Below are 25,589 nucleotides of genomic sequence, written 5' to 3'. Positions count from 1 at the left end.
GGGGGGCGCGGCCCGGACGGCCGCGCCCCCCCCTGTGGCGACAGGATGTCGAATCAGGGGCGGCCCGGCCCGCCCGCGACCGAGCCGCTGGTGCTGCCCGGCGCGCAGTTCGGGCGAGCACGGGATGCGCGCATGTCACCAGCCATGATCCAACTAGGTATCACATAGAGTTACAACTTCCCGTGCCCTCCGCAGCCGCAGCCGCAGCCCGGCTCGCCCGCACTGGTGCCGGTTGCCGCCGCGCCCTGGGGCGGGCGGCCGGTCACGGCATACTGCCACACCTGCTGCAGCTGCTCGGGCTGGCGCAGTTTGTCCTGGTCGGCCTTGTTCTTGAGGAGCACGGGCGCGGTCTGCTGGATCAGGTCCTGCTGCAGACCGTCGGCGTGCAGGGCCACCAGGGCGCGGGCCCAGTCAATGGTCTCGGCAATGGAGGGCTGTTTTTGCATGGCCAGGCTGGCCCGGATGTAATGCACGGCGCGGGCTATCTCCAGGCTCAGTTTGTGCCCGGCCTCGGGCACTTTCACCTGCAAAATGGCCACTTCTTTTTCAATGGTGGGAAAGTCGATGTAAAGGTAGACACAGCGGCGCTTTAATCCATCGGACAGTTCCCGCTCCCCGTTGCTGGTGAGCACCACCAGGGGGATGTGGCTGGCCCGCACGGTGCCCAGTTCGGGAATAGAAACCTGAAATTCGGACAAAAGTTCAAACAGAAAGGCCTCAAAGGGAGCGTCCACTTTGTCCACTTCGTCAATCAGCAGCACCACCCGGCGGGGGGCGGTGATGGCCTGCAGCAGCGGCCGGGGCAGCAGGTATTCCCGGGAGAAAAGGTCTTTTTCCACTTCCTCCTGCCGGCAGGCCTGATCTTTCAGAATCTGGATTTTCAAAAGCTGGCGCTGGTAGTTCCACTCATAAAGGGCCTTGTTTTCATCCAGCCCTTCGTAGCACTGCAGGCGGATCAGGTCGGTGTCGAAAACCGCGGCCAGGGCGCGGGCGATTTCGGTCTTGCCCACACCGGGGGCGCCTTCCACCAGCAGGGGCTTTTGCAGCACCACGGCCAGGTAGATGCTCACGGCCAGTTCGTCCTCGCTGATGTAGCCGGCCTGCTGCAGTCTTTTTTGCAGTTCGGAAACGCTAAAATTCATCGGCCCGTTCTCCTCGTATAAGTTTATCTAAAGTCAATTAATTCGCCCGCCGGCAAAGCCTCTCCTGCCCCGCCGCCAAGCATTTTTACCATTCAAGGCCGGCAGGGGCCGTGAACCGGCCGGAGCGCGGCAATTCCCGGTGCGCGGGTTAAACCATTCCGGCAAAGCCCTGCTGGCGCAGCGCTTCATAGAGCACAATGGCCACGGCGTTAGACAGATTGAGCGAGCGCACGCCAGGCCGCATGGGGATGCGGATGCACTGTTCCGGACGGGCGGCCAGCAGTTCCCGGGGCAGCCCCTGGGTCTCTTTGCCAAAAACCAGAAAGTCGTCCGGCCCGTAGGGCACATTGGTGTACCAGCGGCCGCCCCGGGTGGTGGCCAGGTGCAGGCGAGCGGTGGAGTGGCTTTCCAGAAACTGCTCCAGGCTGTCATAATAGGTGATGTCTAAAAGGTGCCAGTAATCCAGGCCGGCTCTTTTCAGGTATTTGTCCTCGGTGGAAAAGCCCAGTTTGCCCACCAGGTGCAGGCGGGCGCCGGTGACGGCACAGGTGCGGGCGATATTGCCGGTGTTGGCCGGTATTTCCGGCTCAACCAGCACGATGTGCAATGTGGGGTCACTCCTTCTTGCCGCTATAGTTCAAAACGGACAAATTGTCAGACGCGGTTGTGCTTCCTGCGCTCGTCCCAACTGCACACGGGAAGGGCACACCCGCTTAATTTACGCTGTGATTGTTAGACAACTGACATACCAGGAATATTAAGGCCCTTCTCCTGATAATACCGGCAGCAGCCCCGCAGGTCGCAGGCGGCGCAGCGGGGGCGGCGGGCCAGGCAAACCGCCCGGCCGTGCTTGATCAGAGCGTGGTGAAAAAAGCGGCGCTGCCCGGGCGGCACAATGGCCAGCAGTTGCTCTTCCACGACCCGGGGGGTGCGGCCCGCGGCCAGGCCCAGCCGGCGGGCCAGCCGGAAGACATGAGTGTCTACAGGCAGGGTGGCCTGTCCGAAGGCGGCCATCAGCACCACGCTGGCCGTCTTGCGCCCCACGCCGGGCAGTTTTTCCAGCTCCTCCCGGCTGCTGGGCACCTGTCCGCCGTGTTTTTCCACCAGGGTACGGCAGGTCTCTATGATATGTTTGCTTTTGTTGCGGTATAGTCCGCAGCCCTGGATCAGGGGGGCCAGTTCTTCCGGGGTCAGCCGGGCGATCTCTTCCGGTGTCCGGTACCGGGCAAAGAGGCGGGCGGTTACCTTGTTCACCTGTTTATCGGTGGACTGGGCTGAAAGCATAACGGCAATGAGCAGTTGAAAGGGGTTTTCATAGATCAGGTCGGTGGTGGCTCCCGGATACAGCCGCTGCAGGGTAGCGGTAATCTGGTCGATACCGGCAGTTGCCGCCAGGTTTACCGGTTGCTGTTTATTCATTTACGCAATCTCGCCTTCGCTGAATACTCCAGGGTTATTTCCATATTTTCACAGGCGGGCGCTCCTCTGCGCTCGCCCGGAATCCGCAGCGGGCAGCCTACCCCAAAAGCCGCCCGTGCTCCACCTTCAGGCAGCGGTCCATGACCAGGGGCACGCCGGCCGCCGCCGCCAGTTCGGCCGCCTGAGGGCTGACCACACCCCGCTGCAGCCAGATTAGCCGCGGCTTTTTCTCCAGGGCTTCGGCCACCACGGGCGGCACCTCCTCACTGCGGCGAAAGATGTCCACAATGTCCACCGGCCCGGGCACGGCGGCCAGCGAGGGATAGGAACGCTCCCCCAGTACGCATTCTATGGTCGGGTTGACCGGGATGATCCGGTAGCCCTGCCTTTGCAGGTACTCGGCCACCCGGTAGCTATCCCGCTGCGGTTTGTCGGACAGGCCTACCACGGCAATGGTGCGGGCTTCCTGCAGGATAGCTTTGATTTGCTGGTCTGCGAACATTTTTTCACTCACTTTCCGGTTGATTATGCAGATGCATAGGGGACCAAACTGCTGTCAGGTGACGGTTTTGGCCCGATTTTTTCACATTACTGTTATTATACCTCAAAAAAAGCCCCGGTTGATTCATGGAAATTGGCACAGATCGAAAATAAAAAGAATCCAGGATTATAAAGCAAAGGCCGGACGGTAATAATAAAAAAAGCCTTTGATAAGCAGGTTCTCCAGCAAGGCTTTTATTTTTTGCGCAAAGGAGGTAATTATACATGGCCAGCATGCTCCTGTGGCTGATCATCCTGCTGTTTGCCGTGGCGGCCGCGCTGCTCTGGCACACGGTAGCCCGCGCCGGCCGGCCGCGCCTTAAGCCCGCCACCCCGCTGCGCCGGGACTGGTCGGAAGAATACGCTGGCGAAATATCCATCCCTCATCTCAAACCACGCCCCGGTCTGGCCAATCCCGATTTGCCCGAGCAATACCAGCGCGACCGGCTGGTGCTCCTGGCCCGAGATCCATACTGGCTCTATGCCTACTGGGAGGTCACCGCTGCCCGCCAGGAAGAATTTGTTGCCACATACGGCAGCTCGACCTGGCAAAAATCACGCCCCGTACTGCGCGTTTACGATGTCACCGGCATTGGCCACTTCAATGGATCCAATGCCCGCAGCTTCACTGATATTGAAATTGCCGACTACACCAGCAACTGGTACATCAATGTGGGCCTGCCCGAACACGATTACTGTGTGGAACTGGGCCGCCTTTTGCCGGACGGCCGTTTTGTCATGCTGCTGCGCAGCAACATCGTAACCACACCGCGGGCCGCGGTTTCCAGTCTGACTGATGAAGAATGGCCGCCGCTGCTGGAAGTGTACAAACACATCCAGGTGCAAACCGGTCTGGGCTCCCCCCTGCTGGCGGAGGAAATGCTGGCCCGCCTGGTGGAAATGCAGGTTTCCTCGCCGCAGCTGCAGCAAAAGCCGGCCCCCCATTAGGAGGTATACCCGTTCATGCCCAAAGGATTCCTCTGTCTGGTCCTGCATGCCCACCTGCCCTACGTGCGGCACACCGAACACGAACATTTTCTGGAAGAGCGCTGGCTGTTTGAAGCCATCACCGAAACCTACATCCCCCTCCTGAGCACCCTGGAGTCGCTGCAGCGGGACGGTATACCCGCCCGGCTGACCCTGTCCATCTCCCCGCCCCTGGCGGCCATGCTGGCCGATCCGCTGCTGCAGCAGCGTTATATCAGCCACCTGGACCTGCTGCTGGAGCTGGCCGAAAAGGAAGTGGAAAGAACCCGGGATACCTGCTTCGCTCCCACCGCCCGCATGTACCTGGACCGGTTCCGCCAGGCCCGGATCCTGTTCAGCCACCACTACCAGCGCAATCTGCTGCAGGGATTCAAGGGTTTTCAGGAGGCCGGTTATCTGGAAATTATTACCTGCGCCGCCACCCACGGCTACCTGCCGCTGCTGGCCACCCAGCAAAGCGCCGTGCGGGCCCAGATTGGCACGGCCGTGCAGGCGCATACCCATCATTTTGGACAGCCGCCGGCCGGCATCTGGCTGCCCGAGTGCGCCTACAGCGAAGGGATCGACGAAGTGCTGGCCGAGTTCGGGATCAAGTTCTTTTTTGTGGATACCCACGGCCTGCTCTTCGCCTCCCGGCGGCCCCGTTACGGCATTTTCGCTCCCTTGCGCTGCCCTTCCGGCGTGCACGCCTTTGGCCGCGATGTGGAGTCCTCCAAACAGGTGTGGAGCGCCAGTGAAGGTTACCCGGGGGACTTCGACTACCGGGAGTATTACCGGGACATCGGTTTCGATCTGGATATAGAGTATATCAAGCCTTACATTCACCCGGACGGCATCCGGGTGAACACGGGAATAAAATACTACCGCATTACGGGCCGCACCAACCACAAGGAACCCTATGTGCCCGAAACGGCCCGGGAAAAGGCGGCCGTCCACGCCGGCAACTTCCTGTTCAACCGCCAGCTGCAGATTGACTACCTGGCCGGGATCATGGACCGCCGGCCCATTGTGGTGGCTCCCTACGATGCCGAGTTGTTTGGCCACTGGTGGTACGAGGGGCCGCTCTTCCTGGAATATCTTTGCCGCAAGGTGGCCTGCGACCAGGATACTTTCCGGCTGATCACCCCGTCCCAGTACCTGCAGCTTTACCCGGTAAACCAGACGGCCACGCCCTGCACCTCCAGCTGGGGCAACAAGGGCTATCACGAGGTCTGGCTCTGCCAGTCCAATGACTGGGTCTACCGCCACCTGCACATGGCCGCCACCTACATGCAAGAGCTGGCCGATAGCCGCCCGCAGGCCGCCGGCACCGAGCGGCGCGCCCTCACCCAGGCCGCCCGGGAACTACTGCTGGCCCAGAGCAGCGACTGGGCCTTCATCATGAGCACGGGCACCATGGTGGACTATGCCGTGCGCCGCACCCGCTGCCATCTGGACAACTTTCTGCGCCTTTGCCGCCAGATCCGGGAAGGGAATATTGATGAGCAGTGGCTGAACGTTCTGGAAGAAAAGCACAACATTTTCCCCCATCTGGATTACACCCTCTTCCGCACGGCCGGCTAGCCGCTGGCCCGGCCCCCCCCACCATTAATTTACATGTTGCTGCTGTTAACATTTAAAAGCAGGCCGGTTGGTTTGCCTGCTTTTTTTTATTTTTACCCACAGCATGATTACTATGGTTTACATTTAACACAGCACGCCCCAAAAAAGCAAGGCCTGTACCGCCTGCCGGCAGGCCCAAAAATGGATATTTGAGCAGCGAAAAAATATTTTTTATAAAATTTTCAGACTTTTGCCACGCTTTTTGCATTTTGTTACGCCAGCATTCATAAAATTCACAGTAATATCAGGAAGGGGAGGTGATACGTGGCTGCCACCGGCACCGCCGGGCAGGAGCGGCAGACAGGCCACCGCACCGGCCAGGCCTGCACGGACAGCCCAAAAACCGGTTAAATAATTGCTCGCCTCATGGGTCAACCAACCAATTTACTCATTTCAAAGGAGGTATTGTATGGCGGCGCACGGTATCCGCCCCCGCTGGGGTCAACCTTTAACCGGCATTATCGCATCGGTTGTGTTTACTCTGATTGCTCTCGTCCTGTGGTGGATCTTCGCCGATCCCCGGGGACCTTTCGCCAAGTATGAACAACCCTTCCTGGCCTTCCTGGCCTGGATGATTCTGGTGGGTGTATGGCAGCACATCCTTTTTGGCGACTGGCCATTTCAGAAGCTGCCGCCGCTGCAGCGTTTGATTGTGGAAACCGCGGTCAACATCTTTATGACCTGGTTTATCATTTATGTAATTTTGGATAAGTTCCTGGGCAAGATCATGATGCCCATCTGGAGCGTCACCCAGATGGAACACATCACCCACAAGCACGCCCACATCCTCTGGGAGTCGCCGGTGGGGGCGGCCATCACCCTGATCGTGCTGATCGGCTTTTTCACCTTCCCCTTCTGGACCATCCTGTTCAAGAAGTGGCCCTGGGGCGGCCAGCTCTCCCAGCCGGCCCTGGGTATGGCCGAGTGGGGCTGGACGGCCATTATCACGGCCCTGGCCTACGGCCTGCTCATCTTCCCCTTCTTCGCCCTGGCCCTCAAGCAGACCATGCTCACGGGCAGCATCTGGTGGGAGGGCATTGCCGGCACCAAGAGTGTCAACTTCATCATCGGCGTGTATGAGTGGATGATTGTCTACCTGTTCATGACCGCCAACGTGTGGGCGGGCAAGCCCTGGGATCTGGTGAAAAAACAGCCCTGGTCCGGCTTCTTCGGCCTGATCTCCATCATCATCCTGGCCTTTATTACGGTAAAAGTGCTCATGGCCGCCATGGCCGCCATTTACGGCCCGGCCGATCCCACTTTAAAGGACGGCATTATGAGCCTGGATTACCGCTATTATCACTGCGCCACCATTGCCGGCTTCACCCTGTTCCCCTTCCTGGCCTGGAATCACTGGTTTGACAACTGGCCGCAGCACATGGGCGTGGCCACGGGCTGGATTATCCGCACCATCGGCGTGTTTGTCTGCGCCGCCATCATCGGCAAGCTCTACTACCTGCTCTGCGAGCCGGTGCTGGGCCTGCCCTCCCAGTTTGTCAACAATCCGGTGGAGTTCAACGGACACCATCTGAACAACAAGCCGCTGGTGTGGCTGTTCTGGTGGATCATCCCCATGCTCTTCTTTGACTGGTTCGCCCACAAGTGGCCCTTCTATGTAGAGGACAAAGCCGACCACTCCGCCGGCCACGGCACCGGCCTCAAAGCATAGGGGACATTTCCCGGGCAAGATGCTGCAGCAAAGGCAGGCTCCGCCGGAGCCTGCCTTTATCTATTGTACTCAGCATGAGGTGGCGGGTGTGGTCTTCCTGAGCAAGCCCGTCTGGAGTACCGGTTGCAGCACCCGGCGAGGGCGCGGCAGCGGGCCGGGAGGCGCGGACAGGACGTCCGCGCCAGCCTCGGTTGAGACAGGATGTCGAATCAGAGGCGGCCCGGACCGCCCGCGACCGAGCCGCCGGTGCTGCCCGGTACGAAATTCGGGCGAGCGAAGGATGCACACCCGTAAATAGCAGTTTATAAATTACGCTGCAGTATTAGCCCGATTTGCGCATACCGGCGATCTGCCGGATTTTTTCTTCATAGAAGTCGGTCAGGGCCTCGGCCACCTCCATGGACACCCCTTCGCTAAAAATGCGGCAGACCGGCTCCTCGGGATCGGGCAGCACCAGGGCCCAGCCCTGGGGATGCAGCACTTTCACCCCGTCCAGCAGTTCCAGTTCCCCGCCCTCCGGTTCTTCAATCATGCGCCGCATCACTGTGCCCCTGGCCTCCCAGGGTACAAAGACGCTGCGCTTGTGCAGGTAAAAGGCGGGAATCTCCTCCACCAGCTGCCCCAGGGTCAAACCCCGGCTCAAGGCAAACTCCAGCACGGCCAGACAGGCCCCCAGCGCATCAAAATTGAGCAGCATCTGGTTGATGCGGCCGTCCTGGTTTTCCGTCTGGCGCAATATCTGCTCCAGCAGATCGGGCAGGGCGGTCTTGGTGCGAATGACCCGGGCGGCATACTGCCGGGCCAGGTCTTCCACCGTGCGCGGCGCGGTGACCGGCACCACCACCGGCCCGCCCCGCAGCTTGAAGATAACCAGAGCCATGAGCAGCACCAGCATTTCATCGCTGATCACCCGGCCGGTTTCATCCACCAGCACCAGCCGGTCCCCCGAAGGGGCCAGGATCGCCCCGGCCAGGGCCTTTTGCTGGCGCACATTTTCCGCCACCCGGCCCAGCATTTCCTGATAACCGGCCCAGCTGCGGGGCAGCTGTCCGGGCAGGCTGTGATCCAGGTTGTGGATACTCAGGTTGAACTGCCGGGCCAGGGCTTCCACCGCCCATTCCAGGTTCAGGCGGTCGAAGGCCATGACCAGGCGCGGCCGTTGCCGCTTGAGGTGACTGCCCCCGATGGTGGCCGCCAGATAGGAGAGGTAACTTTCCCGCAGGCCGGGCGGCACATCCCCGGGCAGCACCTGCCCGGCGGCCGCCCGGGGGAAGTCCTCCCGCCAGAGCAAATTTTCCACCTTGCGCTCACTGGACCGGCTGATGTTGCCCCCCTGCCGGTCCAGAAAAAGCAGACCCAGGCGCTCGGGCTGATCCGGATGGACCCGCACATGCACGCCGCCGGCCAGTTCCAGCGAGCGCACGGCAAAGCGAGCCAGCGGCACGGTGGCGGCACCCAGATCGCAGGCCCGTCCCCCCGCGCCCATGATGCCGGCCAGTACGGCATGGCGCAGGGCCTGGGCGGCCGGCCAGGCGTCAGCGGAAACGCCAACCGGACGCCCGGCGGCACCCTGGGCCGCCACAAAGGCCGCTGCCAGCTTGAGAGCAGTTTCAGGGGTGAGCTCCACATTGAACTGGCCGGTCACCCCTTCCAGGCCGAAAAGCCGGCGGGCCTGCCTGGTTCCCCAGATCAGGCTGCTGCTCACCTGGCAGCGGGCCTCCACCTGCTTGCCGGGCCAGAGCTTGACATCGGGCTTAATCACAGACTGCTCACCCAGCAAACAGCCGGTACCGATCACCGCTCCCTCATAGGCCGCCGCCCCTTTGAGCACCTGCACCCGGTCGCCCAGCACGGCTCCCCGCAGGGCGGCATCGCTGCCCAGCTGGACATGGCGCCAGAGCACGCTGCGCTTGACACTGGCCCCCGCTCCCACCTGGCAGCCATCCCCCAGCACGCTGCCGTCTTCCAGCCGGGCTCCCGCCTCCACTGTGCAGCGTTCTCCCAACAGCAGCGGTCCGCGCAGCAGGGCCCGCGGGCTGATCTGGCAGTCGGCGCCTGCCCAGATGTTTTCCGCCAGCTGCCGGCCCCGGATGCGCACCCGGGCCTGCCCGGCCAGCACCGCCCGGTGGGCCTGGACATACTGGGTCAGATTGCCGATATCGCACCAGTATCCCTCCAGCACCACACCCAGCACGGGCTGCCTTTTCTGCAGCAGCAGGGGAAAGAGATCCTTGCTGAAATCAAAGGGCCGGTCTTCCGGCACATAACGCAGCACTTCGGGCTCCAGAATGTAAATGCCCGTGTTTACGGTGTCGCTGAACACTTCGCTCCAGGCCGGTTTTTCCAGAAACTGCTGCACCCGGCCGTCATCCGAGGCGATCACCACGCCGTACTCCAGGGGGCAGTCCACCCGGGTCAGCACCAGCGTAGCCAGCGCTCCCCGCCGGCGGTGGAAGTCGATGGCCTGCGGCAGGGGAAAGTCGGTCAGGGCGTCGCCGCTAATCACCAGAAAGGTTTCATCCAGGAAAGAGGCGGCATTTTTCACACTGCCGGCCGTACCCAGCGGGCTATCCTCAATGAAATACTGCATATCCACCCCGAAAGATCGCCCGTTGCCGAAATACTCCTGGATGACCTGGGGCATGTACTGCAGAGTGACACCGATGCGGGTCAGGCCGCTCTGTTTGAGCAGTTCCACAATGTGTTCCATCATGGGCACATTGGCCACCGGAACCATGGGTTTGGGCCGGTCGCAGGTGAGAGGCCGCAGCCGCGACCCTTCCCCGCCGGCCATAATGATTGCTTTCAACTACATTCCTCCCTGTGATTAAATTGCCGGCCGGCTCCAGAAGCGGGTCACCTTTTCCAGGAAACCGCTGCTGCGCTCGGCAAAGGCGTACCAGGCCGAGCGGCGCCCCGCCTCCACCACCTGGCGGTAAACATCTGCCGTACGGGCGGCAATCTGTGACCAGCTGAAGTGTTCCACCACCCGCCGGTAGGCGGTCTGCCGGAGGCTTTCCGCCAGCTGCGGGTTGTGCAGGAGCTGCAAAATCATATCGGCCAGGGAAGACGGATTGCCGGTGTACGCTTTCAGCCCGTCCACCCCGTGGCGGACAATTTCCGCCAGACCACCGGTATCCGACACCACCACCGGCGTACCGGCGGCCATGGCCTCCAGAGCCACGATACCGAAAGGCTCGTACAGGCTGGGAAACACGGCCACACTGGCCCATTTGTACAGGCTGTTGCGCAGGGCGTCGTCAATGTAACCGGTGAAGTAAATGCGGTGGGCGATGCCCATTTGCTCGGCCTGATAACGCAGCGTGCCCTCGTACGGGCCCCGCCCGGCGATGACCAGCTTGGCCTGCGGATAGTGGCGCAGGATCTGAGGTGCCGCATCCAGCAGCACCTGCACGCCTTTTTCCCGCACCAGCCGGCCCACATAAAAAACTATTTTTTCATCGGGAGCGGCATAGTGCTCCCGCCGGGCCTGAGCGCTCACCGTGCTGAAACTGCTCACATCCACACCGTTGGGAATGACCATGACCTTGTCTTCGGGCAATTGAAAAACGTGCCGCACTTCGCCGCGCATGTAATGGCTGCAGCAGATCACCTTCCAGGCCTCGAAGCACAGCCACCATTCAATGTCGCTGATCTGGCGCTGCATATCGGTATGCAGGCCGTAGTTGCGCCCGTACTCGGTGGCGTGGATGGTGGCCAGCAGGGGGATGCGCAGGGCGTGTTTGACCGCCCGGGCGGCAAAGGCCACCAGCCAGTCGTGGGCGTGCACCAGGGCAAAACCGCCCATTTTTTGCTGCAAATATATTATTTTTTCCAGCAGGGCAATATTCATCTGGGTGGCCCAGTGGGCAAAATTGTGGGCCGACAGGTGATACGGCTCCACCCGGTAAACATGCACCCCGTGCACCACTTCCTCCGCCGGTGCCCCGGCGGCGGCCAGGGTCACCAGGTGCACTTCTACGCCCTGTTTGACCAGCGCCCGGGTCAGATCGTAGACATGCTGGGCCAGGCCGCCCACGCTCTTGGGCGGATATTCCCAGGAAAGCATCAAGACACGCAAAAGATTCCGCCTCCTTAAAGCTCAAAAAATCCCTACCGGCTACTCCGGTAGGGAAGGGAGACTAGTGGATCGGTCGATTCCCGTTGTGGATGACAAAGCTCCAGTTGTGGCCGTTGTTGTTGTCCCAGTTATTGGCGCTGTCCTTGAAGCAGAAATTAAAGCGTCTGGCATCGGGCATCTCCAGGGTCTTGACCCATCCCCAGCCGGTTTTGGACATCTTGTGGTCGTACACCGCCTGCCAGTTGTCGGCATCCCCGTAACCCACATGCAGGTAGACCTGGTCGGCCCCGTTTTTAGCCAGCAGGCCGTTGTACAACACCGTAACCTCGTCGCCCGCCGTAATCGGGGTGGGCTCTACCGCTACGCCGGAGGGATAATCCGCCTGGTACATTTTTTCCAGCTTGCTCCTGGGTTCCGTGGAGTACCCGGTGTAGTACAAAATTCCACCTCCCCTTCTTTTGGATATGAGAATTCACAGCGTTATTCTGGCCCGCCCGGTAATTTTTTATGCATAAAAAACAGCCGGCTGTAACATAACAGCCGACTGCTGTATTCTTGAACACCAAATTATCTGCAAAAAAACTAGTTGTCCGGGCTGGAAGCCCGCCAATGTTCCCCCGGGTCAATCCAGCCTGTCAATAATGGCCCGGGCCATTTCCAGCGTGGAGGCGCTGCCGCCCAGGTCGTAGGTGAGGTGTTTTTGCTCCCGCAGCACGGCTTCCACCGCCCGGGTGATGCGCTGCGCCGCCGCCGTCTCGCCCAGATGCTGCAACATGAGCACACCGGAGAGCAGCATGGCCAGCGGGTTGACCCGGTTTTGCCCGGCATGTTTGGGAGCACTGCCGTGCACCGGTTCAAAAACCGCGGCCTCCAGACCGATGTTGGCCCCGGGAGCCACCCCCAGGCCGCCCACCAGACCGGCGCACAAATCGCTGACAATATCGCCGTACAAATTGGGCATGACCAGCACATCGTAGTTTTCCGGCGCCTGCACCAGCTTCATGCACATGGCGTCCACAATCATATCCTCGAACTGGATGTCGGGATATTCTCCGGCCACCTGGCGGGCACACTCTAGAAACAGGCCGTCGGTCAGCTTCATGATGTTGGCCTTGTGCACCGCGGTCACCTTGCGCCGCCCCTGGCGGCGGGCCAGCTCGAAAGCATGGCGGACAATACGCAGGCTGGCCTCCCGGGTGATAATCTTGATGCTCTCGGCCGCATCCCGGCCTACCCGGTGCTCTATGCCGGCGTAGAGATCTTCGGTGTTTTCCCGCACCACAATCAAATCCACGTTTTCATAGCGGGTTTTGATGCCGGGCAGGGTGCGGGCCGGCCGCACATTGGCATAAAGGTCCAGCTCCTGGCGCAGGGTGACGTTGACACTGCGGAAGCCCTTGCCCACCGGCGTGGTCAAGGGACCCTTCCAGGCCACTTTGTTGCGCCGCACGCTCTCCAGCACGTAATCGGGCAGGGGGGTACCATAGCGGGGTATGACCGCCTCCCCGGCCTCCACCACTTCCCATGCGATGGGCACACCGGTTGCTTCCACCACCCGGCGGGAAGCCTCGGCAATTTCCGGGCCGATGCCGTCGCCGGGAATGAGGGTGACTTGATAAGCCATGAATTGCCTCTCCTGTTCTGTGGTTTCTGGTTACTTACAGATTAAAGCCGCCGTACTTGCGAAAATGCAGCGCCAGACCGCCGTCGGAAAGGATTTTCAACATCACGGGCGGCAGGGGTTTCACCGGAATGTCCAGGCCGCGGCTTAAATTGCGCAGCACGCCGCCGGCCAGATCCAGCTCCAGTTGATCGCCCGGCTGGATCTGGTCGGTGTCGCATTCCACCACGGGCAGGCCGGTGTTGATGGCATTGCGGTAGAAAATGCGGGCAAAGGATTTGGCCAGCACGGCGCTGATGCTGGCGTGCTTGATGGCCAGGGGCGCCTGCTCCCGGGAGGAACCGCAGCCGAAGTTGCTGCCGGCCACGATAAAGTCGCCAGGCGCGATCTTGCTGTAAAACTCCGGATCCAGATCCTCCATGACATGTTTGGCCAGTTCATTCATGTCCAGAGTCTTGAATTTGTATTTTCCCGAGATGATATAATCGGTATTCACGTCGTTGCCAAATTTGTGCGCTCTGCCTTTTAAAATCATGCCTTCACCTGCTTTACAAATTCTCTGGGGTCGGCAATGCAGCCGGCCAGGGCCGACGCGGCCACGGTGGCCGGCGAGGCCAGGTAAATGAAGGCGTTGCTGTTGCCCATGCGCCCCTTGAAGTTGCGGTTGGCCGTGGAAATTACATTCTCACCGTCCGAGGGCACGCCGTTGTGGGTGCCCACGCAGGGACCGCAGCCCGGTGTGACCACCGCCGCCCCGGCCTCCACCAGTGTGGCCAGGGTGCCGTCGCGCATGGCGGCCAGGTAGATGGCTTTGGAAGCCGGGGCCACAATCAGGCGCACATCGGGGTGCACCCGGCGCCCGGCCAGGATGGCCGCGGCGATGTGCAAATCTTCCAGGCGGCCGTTGGTGCAGGTGCCGATGACCGCCTGCTGGATGGGCGTACCGGCCACCTCGCTTACCGGACAGACATTGTCCACGCGATGGGGACGGGCCACCTGGGGCGGCAGCTCCGCAACGTCGTACTCCTTCACCCGGGCATACACGGCATCGGGGTCGGGATCCACGGCGCTGAAGCGGCGGTCGGTGTAGCGGGCCAGCCAGGCGAAGGTTTTCTCATCGGCCCGCATGATCCCGGCCTTGGCTCCCATCTCAATGGCCATGTTGCACACAGTGAAGCGACCGTCCATGGACAGGGCCTCCACCGCCTCGCCGGTATATTCGGCGCTCATATAAGTGGCCCCGTCGGCCGTGACATCACCGATCAGGTAGAGGATCAAATCCTTGGCGTATACGCCCGCCGGCAGGCGGCCGTGGCAGACAAACTTGCAGGTTTCGGGTACCTTGAACCACATTTTGCCAGAAATAATCGCTCCGGCCAGATCGGTGGAACCCACACCCGTGGAAAAGGCGTTCAGCGCCCCGTAGGTGCAGGTATGGGAGTCGGCGCCAATCACCAAACTGCCCGGCCCCACCCGGCCGCTTTCGGGCATCAGCTGGTGGCAGACCCCCTCGCCGATATCGTAGAGGCGCACTCCCTTGGCCCGGGCGAAATTGCGCATCAGCTGGTGCAGGGCGGAAACCCCTTCATTGGGGCTGGGAGCGCTGTGGTCGATAACCAGGGCCACTTTTTCCGGGTCAAAAACCTTCTCCCCGCCCATGTTTTCAAAAGCCTTGATGGCCAGGGGCGTGGTGCCGTCCTGCCCCATGATCAAATCCACATCGGCCACCACCAGATCACCGGCGTGCACGGTCTGGCCGCTGTGAGCGGAAAGGATTTTTTCAATAATGGTCTGTCCCAAAATTATCCCTGCTTTCTGACTGGAATTACCGGGCCGGCAGCCGGCTGCCGCCGCAGCCGGCCCGCCCTCCGGGGAGCAAAATCAGAATTTGGGTTTGCCGAAGTAGTCCTCGTACAGGTACATCAGCTCTTTGTCAAAGAGGGGCCGCTTGAGCTGCACGCAGTAGGAACGCACCTTGGGCAGCAGCTCGCTGGCCTTGTGGTCGCTCAGGTGAATGCCGTATTCGGCAAACTTGGCCTTGAGGGCCGCGGTGCCCGAGTGCTTGCCCACCAGGATCTGGCGCTCCAGGCCCACCTCTTCGGGCGCAAAGGCCTCGTAGGTTTTGGGGTTCTTCAGAGCGCCGTCGGCGTGAATGCCCGATTCGTGGGCAAACATGTTGGAGCCCACAATAGCTTTCCAGGCCGGCAGCTCGCGCCCGGAAGCGCGGGAGACATACTCGGCCACTTCCCGGAACAGCTCGGTTTTGTAGCCCAGGTCGATGCCCTGCAGGTGCTTTAAGGCCATCACTACTTCCTCCAGGGCGGCGTTACCGGCCCGCTCGCCCAGGCCGATTACAGTCACCCCCACCCAGCTGGCGCCCGCCCGCACGCCGGCCAGGGCGTTGGCCGTGGCCATGCCGAAGTCGTTGTGGGTGTGCATTTCAATGTCAATATCCACGTTCTCGCGGATGTATTTGATTTTTTCATAGGTAACAAAGGGCTCCAGAATGCCCACCGTGTCGCAGTAACGCAGGCGGTCGGCTCCGGCTTCTTTGGCCGCCCGGGCGAACTGGATCAGGAATTCCGGATCGCTGCGAGAAGCGTCTTCCGCGTTGACTGAGATGTACATGCCTTCTTTTTTGGCAAACTCCACCGCTTTGACCATGTTTTCCAGCACCCATTCCCGGCTGGTCTGCAGTTTATATTTGATGTGGATGTCGGAAGTGGAGATGGATATGGCCACCGCATCCACTCCGCAGGAGAGTGATTCTTCAATATCCTTGATCACCGGCCGGTTCCAGCCCATAATGCTGGCTTTCAGCCCGGACCGGCAGATGGCCGTGATGGCTTCCTTTTCGTCGCCTCCCATCACCGGGATGCCGGCCTCGATTTGATCCACACCCAGTTCGTCCAGAAATTTGGCAATGCGCACCTTTTCCCGGTTGGCAAAAACCACCCCGGCGGTCTGCTCGCCGTCGCGCAGTGTGGTGTCCACAATGTAAATCTGCTTGCCCGGTACCAGTTTGCTCACTTGCTCCACTCACCCCTTCGGTAAATTTATGCATCAATGCATCATGCACAATTGCGGATCAAGGCTTCCCGCCAAACTTTTTCATATGATAACATAAAAGGACCAAAGCGGGAACTTGTCCGGAAAACTTATACTGTATACAGTTGTTTTAACAATTTTGCCAAAATTGTCTGGCGCCTGCCCCGGGCCGACATGTGAATATTTATTCATGACCATAAATAATTATTCACCTTGCGGTACCGGCACCCGCCCCAGGCAAAATATTACCCCGGGTATTTCCTGGCGACACCATCAACTGCGTTTCCACATATTATAGAAACACAGGTTTATTTTAGTAAGGAGAGGGTTAGCATGAGCTGCACCCACCACAATCTGGCAGAAATGCTGCTGGAAGCCTATCAGGATGAGCGCAAGGCCGATGCCTTTTACAGCAATCTGCTGGCCATGGCCGGCAACGACTTTGAAGCGGTGGACGCCCTGGCGGAAGCCCGGCGGGACGAGCGGCGCCATGCCGGCCAGATTGCCCATCTGTACAAGGAAATGACCGGTCAATTGCCGCCACCGGCCAGCCCCTACCCACCCCAGGTAGACAGCCTTGTAGAAGGTATTCGCCTGGCCATTGCCGATGAGGAACACGCTATCGAGTTTTACAAGAAAATCGCCGACTGCAGTTCCAACCCGTCGGTAGTGACCACCATGCTGGGCATCCGGGAGGACGAAACGGTTCACGCCCTCAAATTCCGCGCCCTGCTGGCTGAACTGGAAGAAGAGACGAGCGGAGCGACCGAACCCGCCGTCAACAATCCCGATCCCGGCGATCCGCCGGTGATCATTTGACGCCCGGCCAGGTCAGCATGGGAAAGACTGCCGGCACTGCCTTTGCCCAACCCGCCGCCAGAAAAAACGCCCGGCATGGAGCCTTGCCGGGCGCTGCTTTTTCTACTGTATTTTTTCTTTGAGCAGTTTGTTCACCAGTTCCGGGTTGGCCTTGCCCCGCGTTTGTTTCATCACCTGACCCACCAGAAAGCCCAGGGCCTTTTCCTTGCCGCCCCGGTAGTCCTCCACCACTTTGGGGTTGGCGGCAATGACCTGATCCACCACCGCGGCAATGGCCCCGGTGTCCGAGATCTGCACCAGGCCCTTTTCCTGCACAATCCGCTCCGGGTCCTGGCCGGTGCGATACATTTCCTCAAAAACCGTCTTGGCGATCTTGCCGCTGATGGTACCTTCGTCCAGCAGCCGGAGCATGCGGGCCAGTTGGACGGGCTTAATCAAACATTGTTCAATCTCCTTGTTTTCAGCATTGAGCAGACGGGTGAGATCACCCATCAGCCAGTTGGCCACGGCCTTGGCCCCGGGATAGTGCTGCAGGCACTCCTCGAAGAAATCGGCCATTTGCTTGCTGGCGGTGATGATACCGGCATCATAGGCGGACAGGCCCAGCTGCTCGATGTACCGGCTGCGGCGCTGGTCGGGCAGCTCGGGCAGGCTGCGGCGAATTTGTTCCACCCATTCCGGATCGATTTCCAGCGGCACCAGATCGGGGTCGGGGAAATAGCGGTAGTCGTGGGCTTCTTCCTTGCTGCGCATGGACAGGGTGATGCCCCGGTTTTCATCCCAGGTGCGGGTTTCCTGAACAATGCGCCCCCCATCTTCCAGCACCTGGATCTGGCGCTCGATTTCATACTCCAGGGCCCGCTGCAGGGCCTTAAAGGAGTTCAGGTTCTTGATCTCGGTTTTGGTACCCAGTGCGCTGCTGCCCGCCGGCCGCACCGAAACGTTGGCGTCACAGCGCAGCGAGCCCTCCTCCATCTTGCAGTCCGAAACGCCGGTGTACTGGATGATGGCCCGCAGCTTCTCCATATAACGGCGGGCCTCTTCGGGCGTGCGCAAATCGGGTTGGGAGACAATTTCAATCAGCGGCACGCCAGTGCGGTTGTAGTCCACCAGCGAATAGGGACTGGTGGATATGGTGCCCTGGTGCACCAGCTTGCCGGCATCTTCCTCCATGTGCACACGGATGATGCCAATGCGCTTCACGCCCTGCACTGTTTCTATATCCAGATAGCCATCCCGGGCGATGGGCAGATCATACTGGGAGATCTGATAATTTTTGGGCAGGTCGGGATAGTAGTAATTTTTCCGGTCAAACTTGGAAAAGGAGGCTATCTGGCAGTTCAGCGCCAGGGAGGCCCGCACAGCATACTCCACCACTTTCTGGTTGAGCACGGGCAGCACGCCGGGCAAACCCAGACAAACCGGACAGACATGGGTATTGGGCTCGCCGCCGAACTGCGTGCTGCAGCTGCAGAAGATCTTGCTGCCGGTTTTCAGTTCCACATGCACTTCCAGTCCAATTACTGCTTCGTAGGCCAATGTTTCCTCTCCCCTTTCGCCCCGGCTAGAGCTGCGGGCGCAGCTTGTGGTGGGATGTGCTCTGCTCAAAGGCGTAGGCCACCCCCAATAGCAGATCCTCGCCAAAGGGGCGACCCACCAGCTGGATGCCCACCGGCAGTCCGCCGGCCTGCCCAGCCGGCAGGGCCACCCCCGGCAAACCGGCCAGATTGACCGGTATGGTGGTGATATCGGCCAGATACATCTGCAAAGGATCGGCCACCTTTTCACCCTGTCTGAAAGCAGGGGCAACCGTGGCCGGGCAGAGCAGACAGTCGAACTGTTCCAGGGCACGCAGCAGGTCCTGCCGGATCAGGGTGCGCACCTTCATGGCCCGCAGGTAATAGGCATCGTAATAGCCGGCTGAAAGCGCGTAAGTGCCCAGCATAATCCGCCGCTTCACCTCGGCCCCAAACCCCTGGCTGCGGGTGTGCATGAACATGTCCACCACATCGGCCGGCTGCGGGCTGCGCAGCCCGTAGCGCACCCCGTCGTAACGGGCCAGGTTGGAACTGGCCTCGGCCGTGGCGATTAAATAATAGGCCGGTACGGCATACTCAATGTGGGGCAGGGTGGTTTCCTCCAGCATGGCGCCCAGATCGGCCAGCTGGCGGGCGGCCTGCTCCACCACCTGCCGCACCGCCGGATCGATGCCCTGCCCCATGTACTCCCGGGGCAGACCGATTTTTATACCCTTCAACTCGCGCCGCAGGGCGGCCTGGTAGTCGGGCACCGGCCCGGGAGCCGAGGTGGAGTCCTGGGGATCGTGTCCGGCTATGGCCTGCAGCAGCAGGGCACAGTCGGTGACATCGCGGGCCAGGGGACCAATCTGATCCAGGGAGGAAGCAAAGGCCACCAGGCCGAAGCGCGACACCGCCCCGTAGGTGGGCTTGAGCCCCACCACGCCGCAGAAGGCGGCTGGCTGGCGAATCGAGCCCCCGGTATCCGAGCCCAGGGCCAGCACCGCCTCCCCGCTGGCCACAGCGGCCGCCGAGCCACCGCTGGAACCGCCCGGCACGCGGGAAGTGTCCCAGGGGTTGGCGGTGGGGTAAAAGCCCGAGTTTTCGGTGGAAGAGCCCATGGCAAACTCGTCCATATTGGTTTTGCCAATGATTACCACATCATGGGCCAGCAGTTTTTCCACCACGGTGGCATTGTAAGGCGGGATGTAATTGTACAGCATCTTTGAGGCGCAGGTGGTGCGCAAACCCCGGGTGCAGATATTGTCCTTAATGGCTACCGGAATGCCGGCCAGCGGCGGTAGCTCCTCGCCCCGGGCCAGCTTCTCATCCACCTCCCGGGCTTTGGCCAGCGCCTGTTCCTTGTTCAAGGTGATGTAGGCGTGCAACCGGTCTTCCAGTTCTTCAATGCGGCTGAACACGGCCACGGTCATTTCACTGGCGCTCAGCTCTCGCCGCCGGTACAGCCGGGCGATTTCGTGGGCCGTTAAATAATGAAAGTCCAAACCCCTCACCCCCTAGACAATGCGCGGTACCTTGAAATAGTTGTCTTCCCGCTCGGGCGCGTTGGCCAGGGCGGCAGCCGGCGGCAGGTGTTCCCCCACCCGGTCCTGGCGCAGGACGTTGCGCAGGGGCAAAACGTGGGCCGTGGGCGGCACGTCGCTCACGTCCAGTTCTTCCAGCTTGCGGGCGTATTCCAGAATGGCCGACAGCTGGCGGCTGTACAGCTCGGTTTCCTCCGGCTTCAGAGCCAGCCGGGCCAGCAGGGCCACATGCTCCACTTGCTCTTTGGTCAGCACGGACAGCACCTTCCTTGCGTTTTTTCAGCACAAACTGACAACATTATAACAAACGGTAAAATTTACCGCAATAAAGCCAGAAACTCCTGCTCGCCAATCACCGGCACGCCCAGCTGGCGGGCTTTGTCCAGCTTGCTGCCGGGATCGGTGCCGGCCACCACCAGGTCGGTCTTTTTGCTCACGCTGTTGCTGACCTCGCCGCCCAGCTTTTCCACGGCTTCTTTGGCCTGCTGGCGGGTCATGCTGCTGAGCGTTCCCGTCAGCACCACCTTCTTGCCCGCCAGGGGGCTGCCGGGAACTGCAGCGGCGGGTGGTTCCTCCTGCATGTTCAAACCGGCCTTTTGCAAGCGCTGGATCAGCTGCCGGTTGGCCGGATTGGCCAGGTATTCCACAATGCTGCCCGCTATTTTGGGACCAATTTCGGGCAGGGCGGTCAGCTCCTCCGCCCCGGCCTTAAGCAGACGCTCCATACTGCCGAAGTGCCGGGCCAGGGTGCGGGCCGCCTTTTCCCCCACGTGGCGGATGCCCAGGGCGAAAATCAGGCGGTGCAGAGGATTTTGCTTGCTGTCCTGGATGGCCTGCAGCAGGTTGGCCGTGGATTTGTCGCCCATGCGCTCCAGCCGGCGCACCTGCTCAAAGGTGAGGCTGAACAAATCGGCGGCATCGCGTACCAAACCGGCCTCAATCAGCTGGCGCAGCACGGCCGGCCCCAAACCAGCGATGTCGTAGGCCGGGCGGGAGACAAAATGCACCAGCGCCTCGTAAAGACGGGCCGGACAGCTCTGATTGGTGCAGCGCCAGGCCGCTTCACCGGCCGGGCGCACCGCTGGCTGGCCGCATTCGGGACAGCGCTCGGGCATGACAAAGGGCCGCTCCTCCCCCCGCCGGGCTTCCTTGACCACTTCCAGCACCTCGGGAATGATCTCCCCCGCCTTGTGCACCAGCACGGTATCCCCGATGCGAATATCTTTTTCTTTGATGTAGTCCTCATTGTGCAGGCTGGCCCGCGTCACCGTGGTGCCGGCCAGGCGCACCGGTTCCAGCACGGCTGTGGGCGTGATTACCCCGGTCCGCCCCACCCGCACGATGATCTCGCGCAGCACGGTACGGGCCTGTTCGGGCGGATACTTGAAGGCCGTGGCCCAGCGGGGGCTTTTAGCCGTGGCCCCCAGGGCAGCCTGCTGGGCCAGGCTGTTCACCTTGATCACAATGCCGTCGGTGACATAGGGCAGGTCAAAGCGGGCCTGCTGCCACTCCTGGATATACTCCCAGACCTGGTCGATGTCCGCACAGAGCCGCCAGTGGGGATTGACCTTGAAACCCAGCCGGCCGAGATATTCCAGCACTCCGGCCTGGGTTTCCCCTGCTACCGGCTGACTGCTCCGGGCCAGGGTGTAGACGAATATATTCAGCTGGCGCCCCGCAGTAACCGCCGGATCCAGCTGGCGCAGCGACCCGGCCGCCGCATTGCGGGGATTGGCAAAGAGGGGCTCGCCGGCCTCCTCCCGCTCACTGTTCAGCCGGGCAAAGGCCGGTTTGCTCATGTACACCTCGCCCCGCACCTCCAGCAGGGTCGGAGCTGCCGACAGCAGCAGGGGAACCGCGCGGATGGTTTTGATATTGGGGGTGATGTCCTCTCCGGTCTCCCCGTCGCCGCGCGTTGCCCCCACGGCCAGCAACCCCTCCCGGTAGGTGAGGGATACGGCCAGGCCGTCGATTTTCAGCTCGGCCACATATTCCACCTTTTGTCCAGGCAGGGCCTGACGCACCCGGCGGTCGAAGTCCTGCAGTTCCCCGTAACTGAACACGTTGCCCAGGCTGAGCATGGGCACCTCGTGCCGCACCGTGACAAAGCCCTCCCGCGGCTGGCCGCCCACCCGCTGGCTGGGCGAGTGGGGGCTGGCCAGTCCGGGATAATCTTTTTCCAGCTGAATCAGCCGGCGCATCAGCCGGTCATATTCGGCATCGCTCACCAGCGGGCTGTCCAGCACATAATAGTGGTAGTCGTATCTGTGCAGCAGGCGGCGCAGCTCTTCCACCTGCTGCCGCACTTCTTCCGGCACCTGATTCATGGCAGATCCACCCCGGTATTGGAATGTGATATTGATTTCCGGGCCGGGCCATGCTCAAGTAATCAGCAGAGCCACCGCCCGGATGAGGTAGGCCGCGGGCAGAAAAACCGCCTGGGCCAGCACGGTGCCGGCCAGCCGGGTGGCCGCCAGGTACAGGGCCAGGCGCTGCACATCGGCAAAGGGACGCTGGCCCTGCAGGGCCTGGTCAGTCAGGCGGGCGGCCGTGGGATCCACCACCGTGGCAAAGAGCACCTGGGCCACGCCGTTGACCAGCGAAGCCAGCATGGTGGCCGAAGCCCGGTAGTCGGGATAGAGCGCACCAGCGTAAAGAGCGGACAGCACCCCGGTGGTAAAAATCCCCGTCACCAGCACATTGAGCACCAGAAAACCCCGCGGCAGCCGTCCGGCCGGCTCGCGGAAGCGTACAGCCGGCGGAAAGGGCAGGGCATGGCGGCGGGCCAGCCCGGCTGCCTGCCGGGGCCAGCAGAGCAGCAGTCCCAGCAGGCGGGGCACCGAGCCGCCCACATACTCAAAAAGGGCCACTCCGGCGGCAAAAATCCGGGCAAAAGAGCGCTGGCCCAGAAAACCCAGCAGGGTGCCCAGGGTGGCCGCCGCCAGCACCAGGCGGATCTGCCCCGCCAGGGAAGCCAGGGCCTGCTCCCGCACCGCCAGCGTGGCGGCGTTCAAGATAGCCCCCTCCACAATGGTGGCCATGAGCGGACCCTGGATCATATTGGCCGTGCTGGACAATAAAAAGACCACATTGAAAATGGACATGGCTGTGGCCGGCCGGCCGGTGCGCACCCCGGCCACCCGCACGGCGTAAATCACTGTATTGATTAAATGGATCAGCGCGGTCAGCCCGGCTACCAGCAGCAAGCGTTCCATATTCATTCCCCCACCCGCTCCGTGCAGTTCGCTCCTCTGGCCTGTTCACCAGCGCCCGGCCTGCCGCTGCCGGGAGACGGCTCCCTCCAGGCCCGGGATGCGGCCAATTAAACCTCACAGCTTTTCCAGGGGGGCATACATGGCCAGCAGGTTTTTTACACCCAATCCGGGAAACTCCACCTGGTATTCCAGTTTTTCGCCCCGCCCCTTAACCAGTATAACCTTTCCCACGCCCCATTTTTTATGCCGTACCGCATCACCGGCCTTAAGGGCCAGCGCTGCTCCGCCGGCCTCTCCACCGGACAGTGGGGGCCGGGAAACGGCGATGTTATTCACCAGTGTCCCCCCTGGTCGGGCTGATTGACCGGCTGTCCGGCTTACAGGGGCCCTGGCCGGTGCATCCAGCGGATCCACTTCCACCAGCAGAGCGGGCGGTATTTCCTGTAAAAAGCGGGACGGCTTATTGATTTTGGTCAGTCCGTAGAGCGTGCGCTGCCAGCAGCGGGTCATATAGAGCTTTTGCCGGGCCCGGGTAATGCCTACATAGGCCAGGCGGCGTTCCTCCTGCATCGCCACGCCGCTCTCCAGGGCCTTGAAGTGCGGGAATACCCCCTCTTCCATCCCCACCAGGAAAACCACGGGAAATTCCAGACCCTTGGCGCTGTGCAGGGTCATCAGCACCACACTGTCCTGGTCCTGATCGTACCTGTCCACATCGGCGACCAGCGAAAGGCCGGAAAGAAAGTCGGCCAGGTTGCCCTGCGGATTTTCCACATCGTACTGCCGGGTGACAGTTAAGAATTCTTGCAGGTTCTCCAGCCGGGTACGCGCTTCCACGGTGTTCTCCAGCTCCAGTTCCTGCCGGTATCCGGTATCCTCCAGCACCTGCCGGGTAATCCGGGTTACCGTGCCCGGCTGCGCTGCCTGTTCTGCCAGGGCGGCCAGAGTTTCCCCCAGCGCCAGACAGGCGTTTTTGATTTTGGCGCCCAGCCCGGCGATCTGCCCGGCCCGCAGCAGCACCTGCAGAGCGTCCAGCCGGTTTTCCTGCCCGTACTGGATGATTTTCTGCAGCGAAGCCTCACCGATGCCCCGCCGGGGTACATTGATGATGCGGGCCAGAGCCAGCCAGTCGGCCGGGTTGATCAGCAGGCGCAGATAGGCCAGTAGATCTTTAATTTCCTTGCGCTCGTAAAACTTGAGCCCCCCCACCATGGTGTAGGGGATGCCCCGGCGCACCAGCGCTTCCTCCAGCACGCGGGACATAGCGTGGGTGCGATACAGTACGGCCATGTGCCGGTAAGGTAATCCTTTCAGATACCTGAGCCGCTCAATGCGGTTGACCACATATTCGGCCTCGTCCCGTTCATTGTCCCCCACAAAAACCACTACGGGATCACCCCGGTCGGCCGTGGTCCAGAGGTTTTTCTCCTTGCGGTCGATGTTGTGGGTGATGACCTGGTTGGCCGCCTCCAAAATGGTTTGCGTGGAGCGGTAGTTTTGCTCCAGCTTGATCACCCTGGCTTCGGGATAGTCCTGCTCAAAGCTGAGGATGTTTTGAATGTCGGCACCGCGGAAATGATAAATGCTCTGGTCGGGGTCGCCCACCACACACAGGTTGCGGTGCTCCCGGGCCAGCAGGTTCACCAGCACATACTGGGCATGGTTGGTATCCTGATACTCGTCCACCAGAATATAGCGAAAACGCTGGCGGTAGTAGTCCAGTACTTCGGGCTGCTGTTCAAACAGGCGCACCGTAACCATGAGCAGATCGTCAAAGTCCAGGGCATTGTTGCGCCGCAGCCTTTCCTGATACCGCTCATAAACCGTGCCCACCACCCGGGTAAAATAGTCTTTGGCCTGCCCGGCAAAGGCAGCGGCATCCTGCAAGCGGTTTTTGGCCTGGGAGATCAGGGCGGCCACTGTGCGGGGCGGATAACGCTTTTCATCCAGATTGAGTTCTTTCAAACAATCCTTGAGCACGGTCTGCTGGTCGGCCTGATCGTAGATGACAAAGCCTTCCCGGTAACCGGCAAACACGGCCTGGCGGCGCAATATGCGCAAACAGGCGGCGTGAAAGGTCATCACCCACAGATCCTGGACATTTTCCGGCACTATGGCCGCCACCCTCTCCTTCATTTCCCGGGCCGCCTTGTTGGTAAAGGTGATGGCCAGAATCTGCCAGGGTTTGACTCCATATTCTTTAATTAAATAGGCAATCCGCGTGGTCAACACTCTGGTCTTGCCACTGCCCGCCCCGGCCAGCACCAGCAGCGGGCCATCCTTGTGGCACACCGCCTCGGCCTGGACGGGGTTGAGATTGGCCAGCAGGTCCATATCGACATCATTCCTCTGTTGAATGGAGTTGGCAAACAAAAAGCCGGTGCG

22 protein-coding genes are annotated in these 25,589 nt (G+C 61.1%); 4 read left to right on the top strand and 18 right to left on the bottom strand.

Features of this window, described 5'->3' with window-relative positions; genetic code table 11:
* Nucleotides 1-170: 170 nt before the first annotated feature.
* The 4 genes from ACUVTU_RS07590 to ACUVTU_RS07575 form a co-directional block, all read right to left on the bottom strand.
* Entirely contained in the window at nt 171-1,142 is a 972-nt protein-coding gene (locus tag ACUVTU_RS07590) for an AAA family ATPase (RefSeq protein ID WP_445889358.1), read from the bottom strand.
* Between the two features lie 148 nt (nt 1,143-1,290).
* A complete protein-coding gene (gene trmL, locus ACUVTU_RS07585; RefSeq protein WP_445889357.1) occupies nt 1,291-1,749 on the bottom strand; it encodes a tRNA (uridine(34)/cytosine(34)/5-carboxymethylaminomethyluridine(34)-2'-O)-methyltransferase TrmL in 459 nt (152 codons plus the stop codon).
* 125 nt (nt 1,750-1,874) lie between these two features.
* Nucleotides 1,875-2,561: an endonuclease III gene (nth, locus tag ACUVTU_RS07580; RefSeq protein WP_445889356.1), complete on the bottom strand. Its 687-nt coding sequence runs from the start codon at nt 2,559-2,561 to the stop codon at nt 1,875-1,877.
* A 97-nt stretch (nt 2,562-2,658) separates the two neighbouring features.
* Nucleotides 2,659-3,063, bottom strand: a complete 405-nt coding sequence (locus ACUVTU_RS07575) for a CoA-binding protein (RefSeq protein ID WP_445889355.1) — start codon at nt 3,061-3,063, stop codon at nt 2,659-2,661.
* A 263-nt stretch (nt 3,064-3,326) separates the two neighbouring features.
* On the opposite strand from ACUVTU_RS07575, the gene ACUVTU_RS07570 reads away from it, so the two are divergent.
* Nucleotides 3,327-4,049 carry a DUF4912 domain-containing protein gene (locus ACUVTU_RS07570; protein ID WP_445889354.1) on the top strand — a complete coding sequence of 241 codons (723 nt, stop codon included), beginning with the start codon at nt 3,327-3,329 and terminating at the stop codon, nt 4,047-4,049.
* 15 nt (nt 4,050-4,064) lie between these two features.
* Nucleotides 4,065-5,651 (top strand): glycoside hydrolase family 57 protein, encoded by a 1,587-nt coding sequence (locus ACUVTU_RS07565; protein ID WP_445889353.1) that lies wholly within the window; start codon nt 4,065-4,067, stop codon nt 5,649-5,651.
* 52 nt (nt 5,652-5,703) lie between these two features.
* Here ACUVTU_RS07565 and ACUVTU_RS07560 read toward each other — a convergent pair whose 3' ends face one another.
* Nucleotides 5,704-5,898, bottom strand: a complete 195-nt coding sequence (locus ACUVTU_RS07560) for a hypothetical protein (RefSeq protein ID WP_445889352.1) — start codon at nt 5,896-5,898, stop codon at nt 5,704-5,706.
* A gap of 201 nt (nt 5,899-6,099) precedes the next feature.
* Between ACUVTU_RS07560 and ACUVTU_RS07555 the strand changes: the two genes are divergently transcribed.
* On the top strand, nt 6,100-7,359 hold the full coding sequence (locus tag ACUVTU_RS07555) for a hypothetical protein (protein WP_445889351.1): 1,260 nt from the start codon (nt 6,100-6,102) through the stop codon (nt 7,357-7,359).
* A 322-nt stretch (nt 7,360-7,681) separates the two neighbouring features.
* On the opposite strand, the gene ACUVTU_RS07550 is transcribed toward ACUVTU_RS07555, so the two are convergent.
* From ACUVTU_RS07550 to nifV, 7 genes are all read right to left on the bottom strand, one after another.
* On the bottom strand, nt 7,682-10,168 hold the full coding sequence (locus ACUVTU_RS07550) for a sugar phosphate nucleotidyltransferase (RefSeq protein WP_445889350.1): 2,487 nt from the start codon (nt 10,166-10,168) through the stop codon (nt 7,682-7,684).
* 18 nt (nt 10,169-10,186) lie between these two features.
* Complete coding sequence (locus ACUVTU_RS07545; protein WP_445889349.1) at nt 10,187-11,440, bottom strand: glycosyltransferase family 4 protein; 1,254 nt, start codon at nt 11,438-11,440, stop codon at nt 10,187-10,189.
* A 61-nt stretch (nt 11,441-11,501) separates the two neighbouring features.
* The gene (locus ACUVTU_RS07540) at nt 11,502-11,879 is read right to left on the bottom strand and encodes a carbohydrate-binding protein (protein WP_445889348.1); all 378 of its coding nucleotides are present in this window, start codon (nt 11,877-11,879) and stop codon (nt 11,502-11,504) included.
* Nucleotides 11,880-12,062: 183 nt separating this feature from the next.
* Nucleotides 12,063-13,064, bottom strand: coding sequence for an isocitrate/isopropylmalate dehydrogenase family protein (locus ACUVTU_RS07535; RefSeq protein ID WP_445889347.1), 1,002 nt, complete (start codon nt 13,062-13,064; stop codon nt 12,063-12,065).
* A gap of 34 nt (nt 13,065-13,098) precedes the next feature.
* Nucleotides 13,099-13,596, bottom strand: a complete 498-nt coding sequence (locus ACUVTU_RS07530) for a 3-isopropylmalate dehydratase small subunit (protein WP_445889346.1) — start codon at nt 13,594-13,596, stop codon at nt 13,099-13,101.
* Nucleotides 13,593-14,861, bottom strand: a complete 1,269-nt coding sequence (locus tag ACUVTU_RS07525) for a 3-isopropylmalate dehydratase large subunit (protein WP_445889345.1) — start codon at nt 14,859-14,861, stop codon at nt 13,593-13,595. Before ACUVTU_RS07525 ends, ACUVTU_RS07530 begins: the two co-directional genes overlap by 4 nt.
* Before the next feature lie 81 nt (nt 14,862-14,942).
* Nucleotides 14,943-16,091, bottom strand: a complete 1,149-nt coding sequence (nifV, locus tag ACUVTU_RS07520) for a homocitrate synthase (protein WP_445889344.1) — start codon at nt 16,089-16,091, stop codon at nt 14,943-14,945.
* 351 nt (nt 16,092-16,442) lie between these two features.
* Between nifV and ACUVTU_RS07515 the strand changes: the two genes are divergently transcribed.
* Entirely contained in the window at nt 16,443-16,928 is a 486-nt protein-coding gene (locus ACUVTU_RS07515; protein WP_445889343.1) for a ferritin family protein, read from the top strand.
* A 102-nt stretch (nt 16,929-17,030) separates the two neighbouring features.
* Here the strand turns inward: ACUVTU_RS07515 and gatB are convergent, their stop codons facing one another.
* The 6 genes from gatB to pcrA all read right to left on the bottom strand — a co-directional run bounded on the left by gatB (nt 17,031) and on the right by pcrA (nt 25,538).
* Nucleotides 17,031-18,467 carry an Asp-tRNA(Asn)/Glu-tRNA(Gln) amidotransferase subunit GatB gene (gatB, locus tag ACUVTU_RS07510; protein WP_445889360.1) on the bottom strand — a complete coding sequence of 479 codons (1,437 nt, stop codon included), beginning with the start codon at nt 18,465-18,467 and terminating at the stop codon, nt 17,031-17,033.
* 25 nt (nt 18,468-18,492) lie between these two features.
* Nucleotides 18,493-19,950, bottom strand: coding sequence for an Asp-tRNA(Asn)/Glu-tRNA(Gln) amidotransferase subunit GatA (gene gatA / locus ACUVTU_RS07505; protein ID WP_445889342.1), 1,458 nt, complete (start codon nt 19,948-19,950; stop codon nt 18,493-18,495).
* A gap of 12 nt (nt 19,951-19,962) precedes the next feature.
* Nucleotides 19,963-20,244, bottom strand: a complete 282-nt coding sequence (gatC, locus tag ACUVTU_RS07500) for an Asp-tRNA(Asn)/Glu-tRNA(Gln) amidotransferase subunit GatC (RefSeq protein WP_445889341.1) — start codon at nt 20,242-20,244, stop codon at nt 19,963-19,965.
* A gap of 62 nt (nt 20,245-20,306) precedes the next feature.
* On the bottom strand, nt 20,307-22,316 hold the full coding sequence (gene ligA, locus ACUVTU_RS07495; protein ID WP_445889340.1) for an NAD-dependent DNA ligase LigA: 2,010 nt from the start codon (nt 22,314-22,316) through the stop codon (nt 20,307-20,309).
* A gap of 54 nt (nt 22,317-22,370) precedes the next feature.
* The gene (locus ACUVTU_RS07490; protein ID WP_445889339.1) at nt 22,371-23,204 is read right to left on the bottom strand and encodes a lipid II flippase Amj family protein; all 834 of its coding nucleotides are present in this window, start codon (nt 23,202-23,204) and stop codon (nt 22,371-22,373) included.
* Between the two features lie 114 nt (nt 23,205-23,318).
* Nucleotides 23,319-25,538: a DNA helicase PcrA gene (pcrA, locus tag ACUVTU_RS07485; protein WP_445889359.1), complete on the bottom strand. Its 2,220-nt coding sequence runs from the start codon at nt 25,536-25,538 to the stop codon at nt 23,319-23,321.
* Nucleotides 25,539-25,589: the final 51 nt, after the last annotated feature.

The sequence above is a fragment of the Desulfurispora sp. genome (assembly GCF_052744395.1).
Note: the sequence above shows the minus strand (reverse complement) of the source record. Positions and strands in the feature narration are given on the sequence as shown.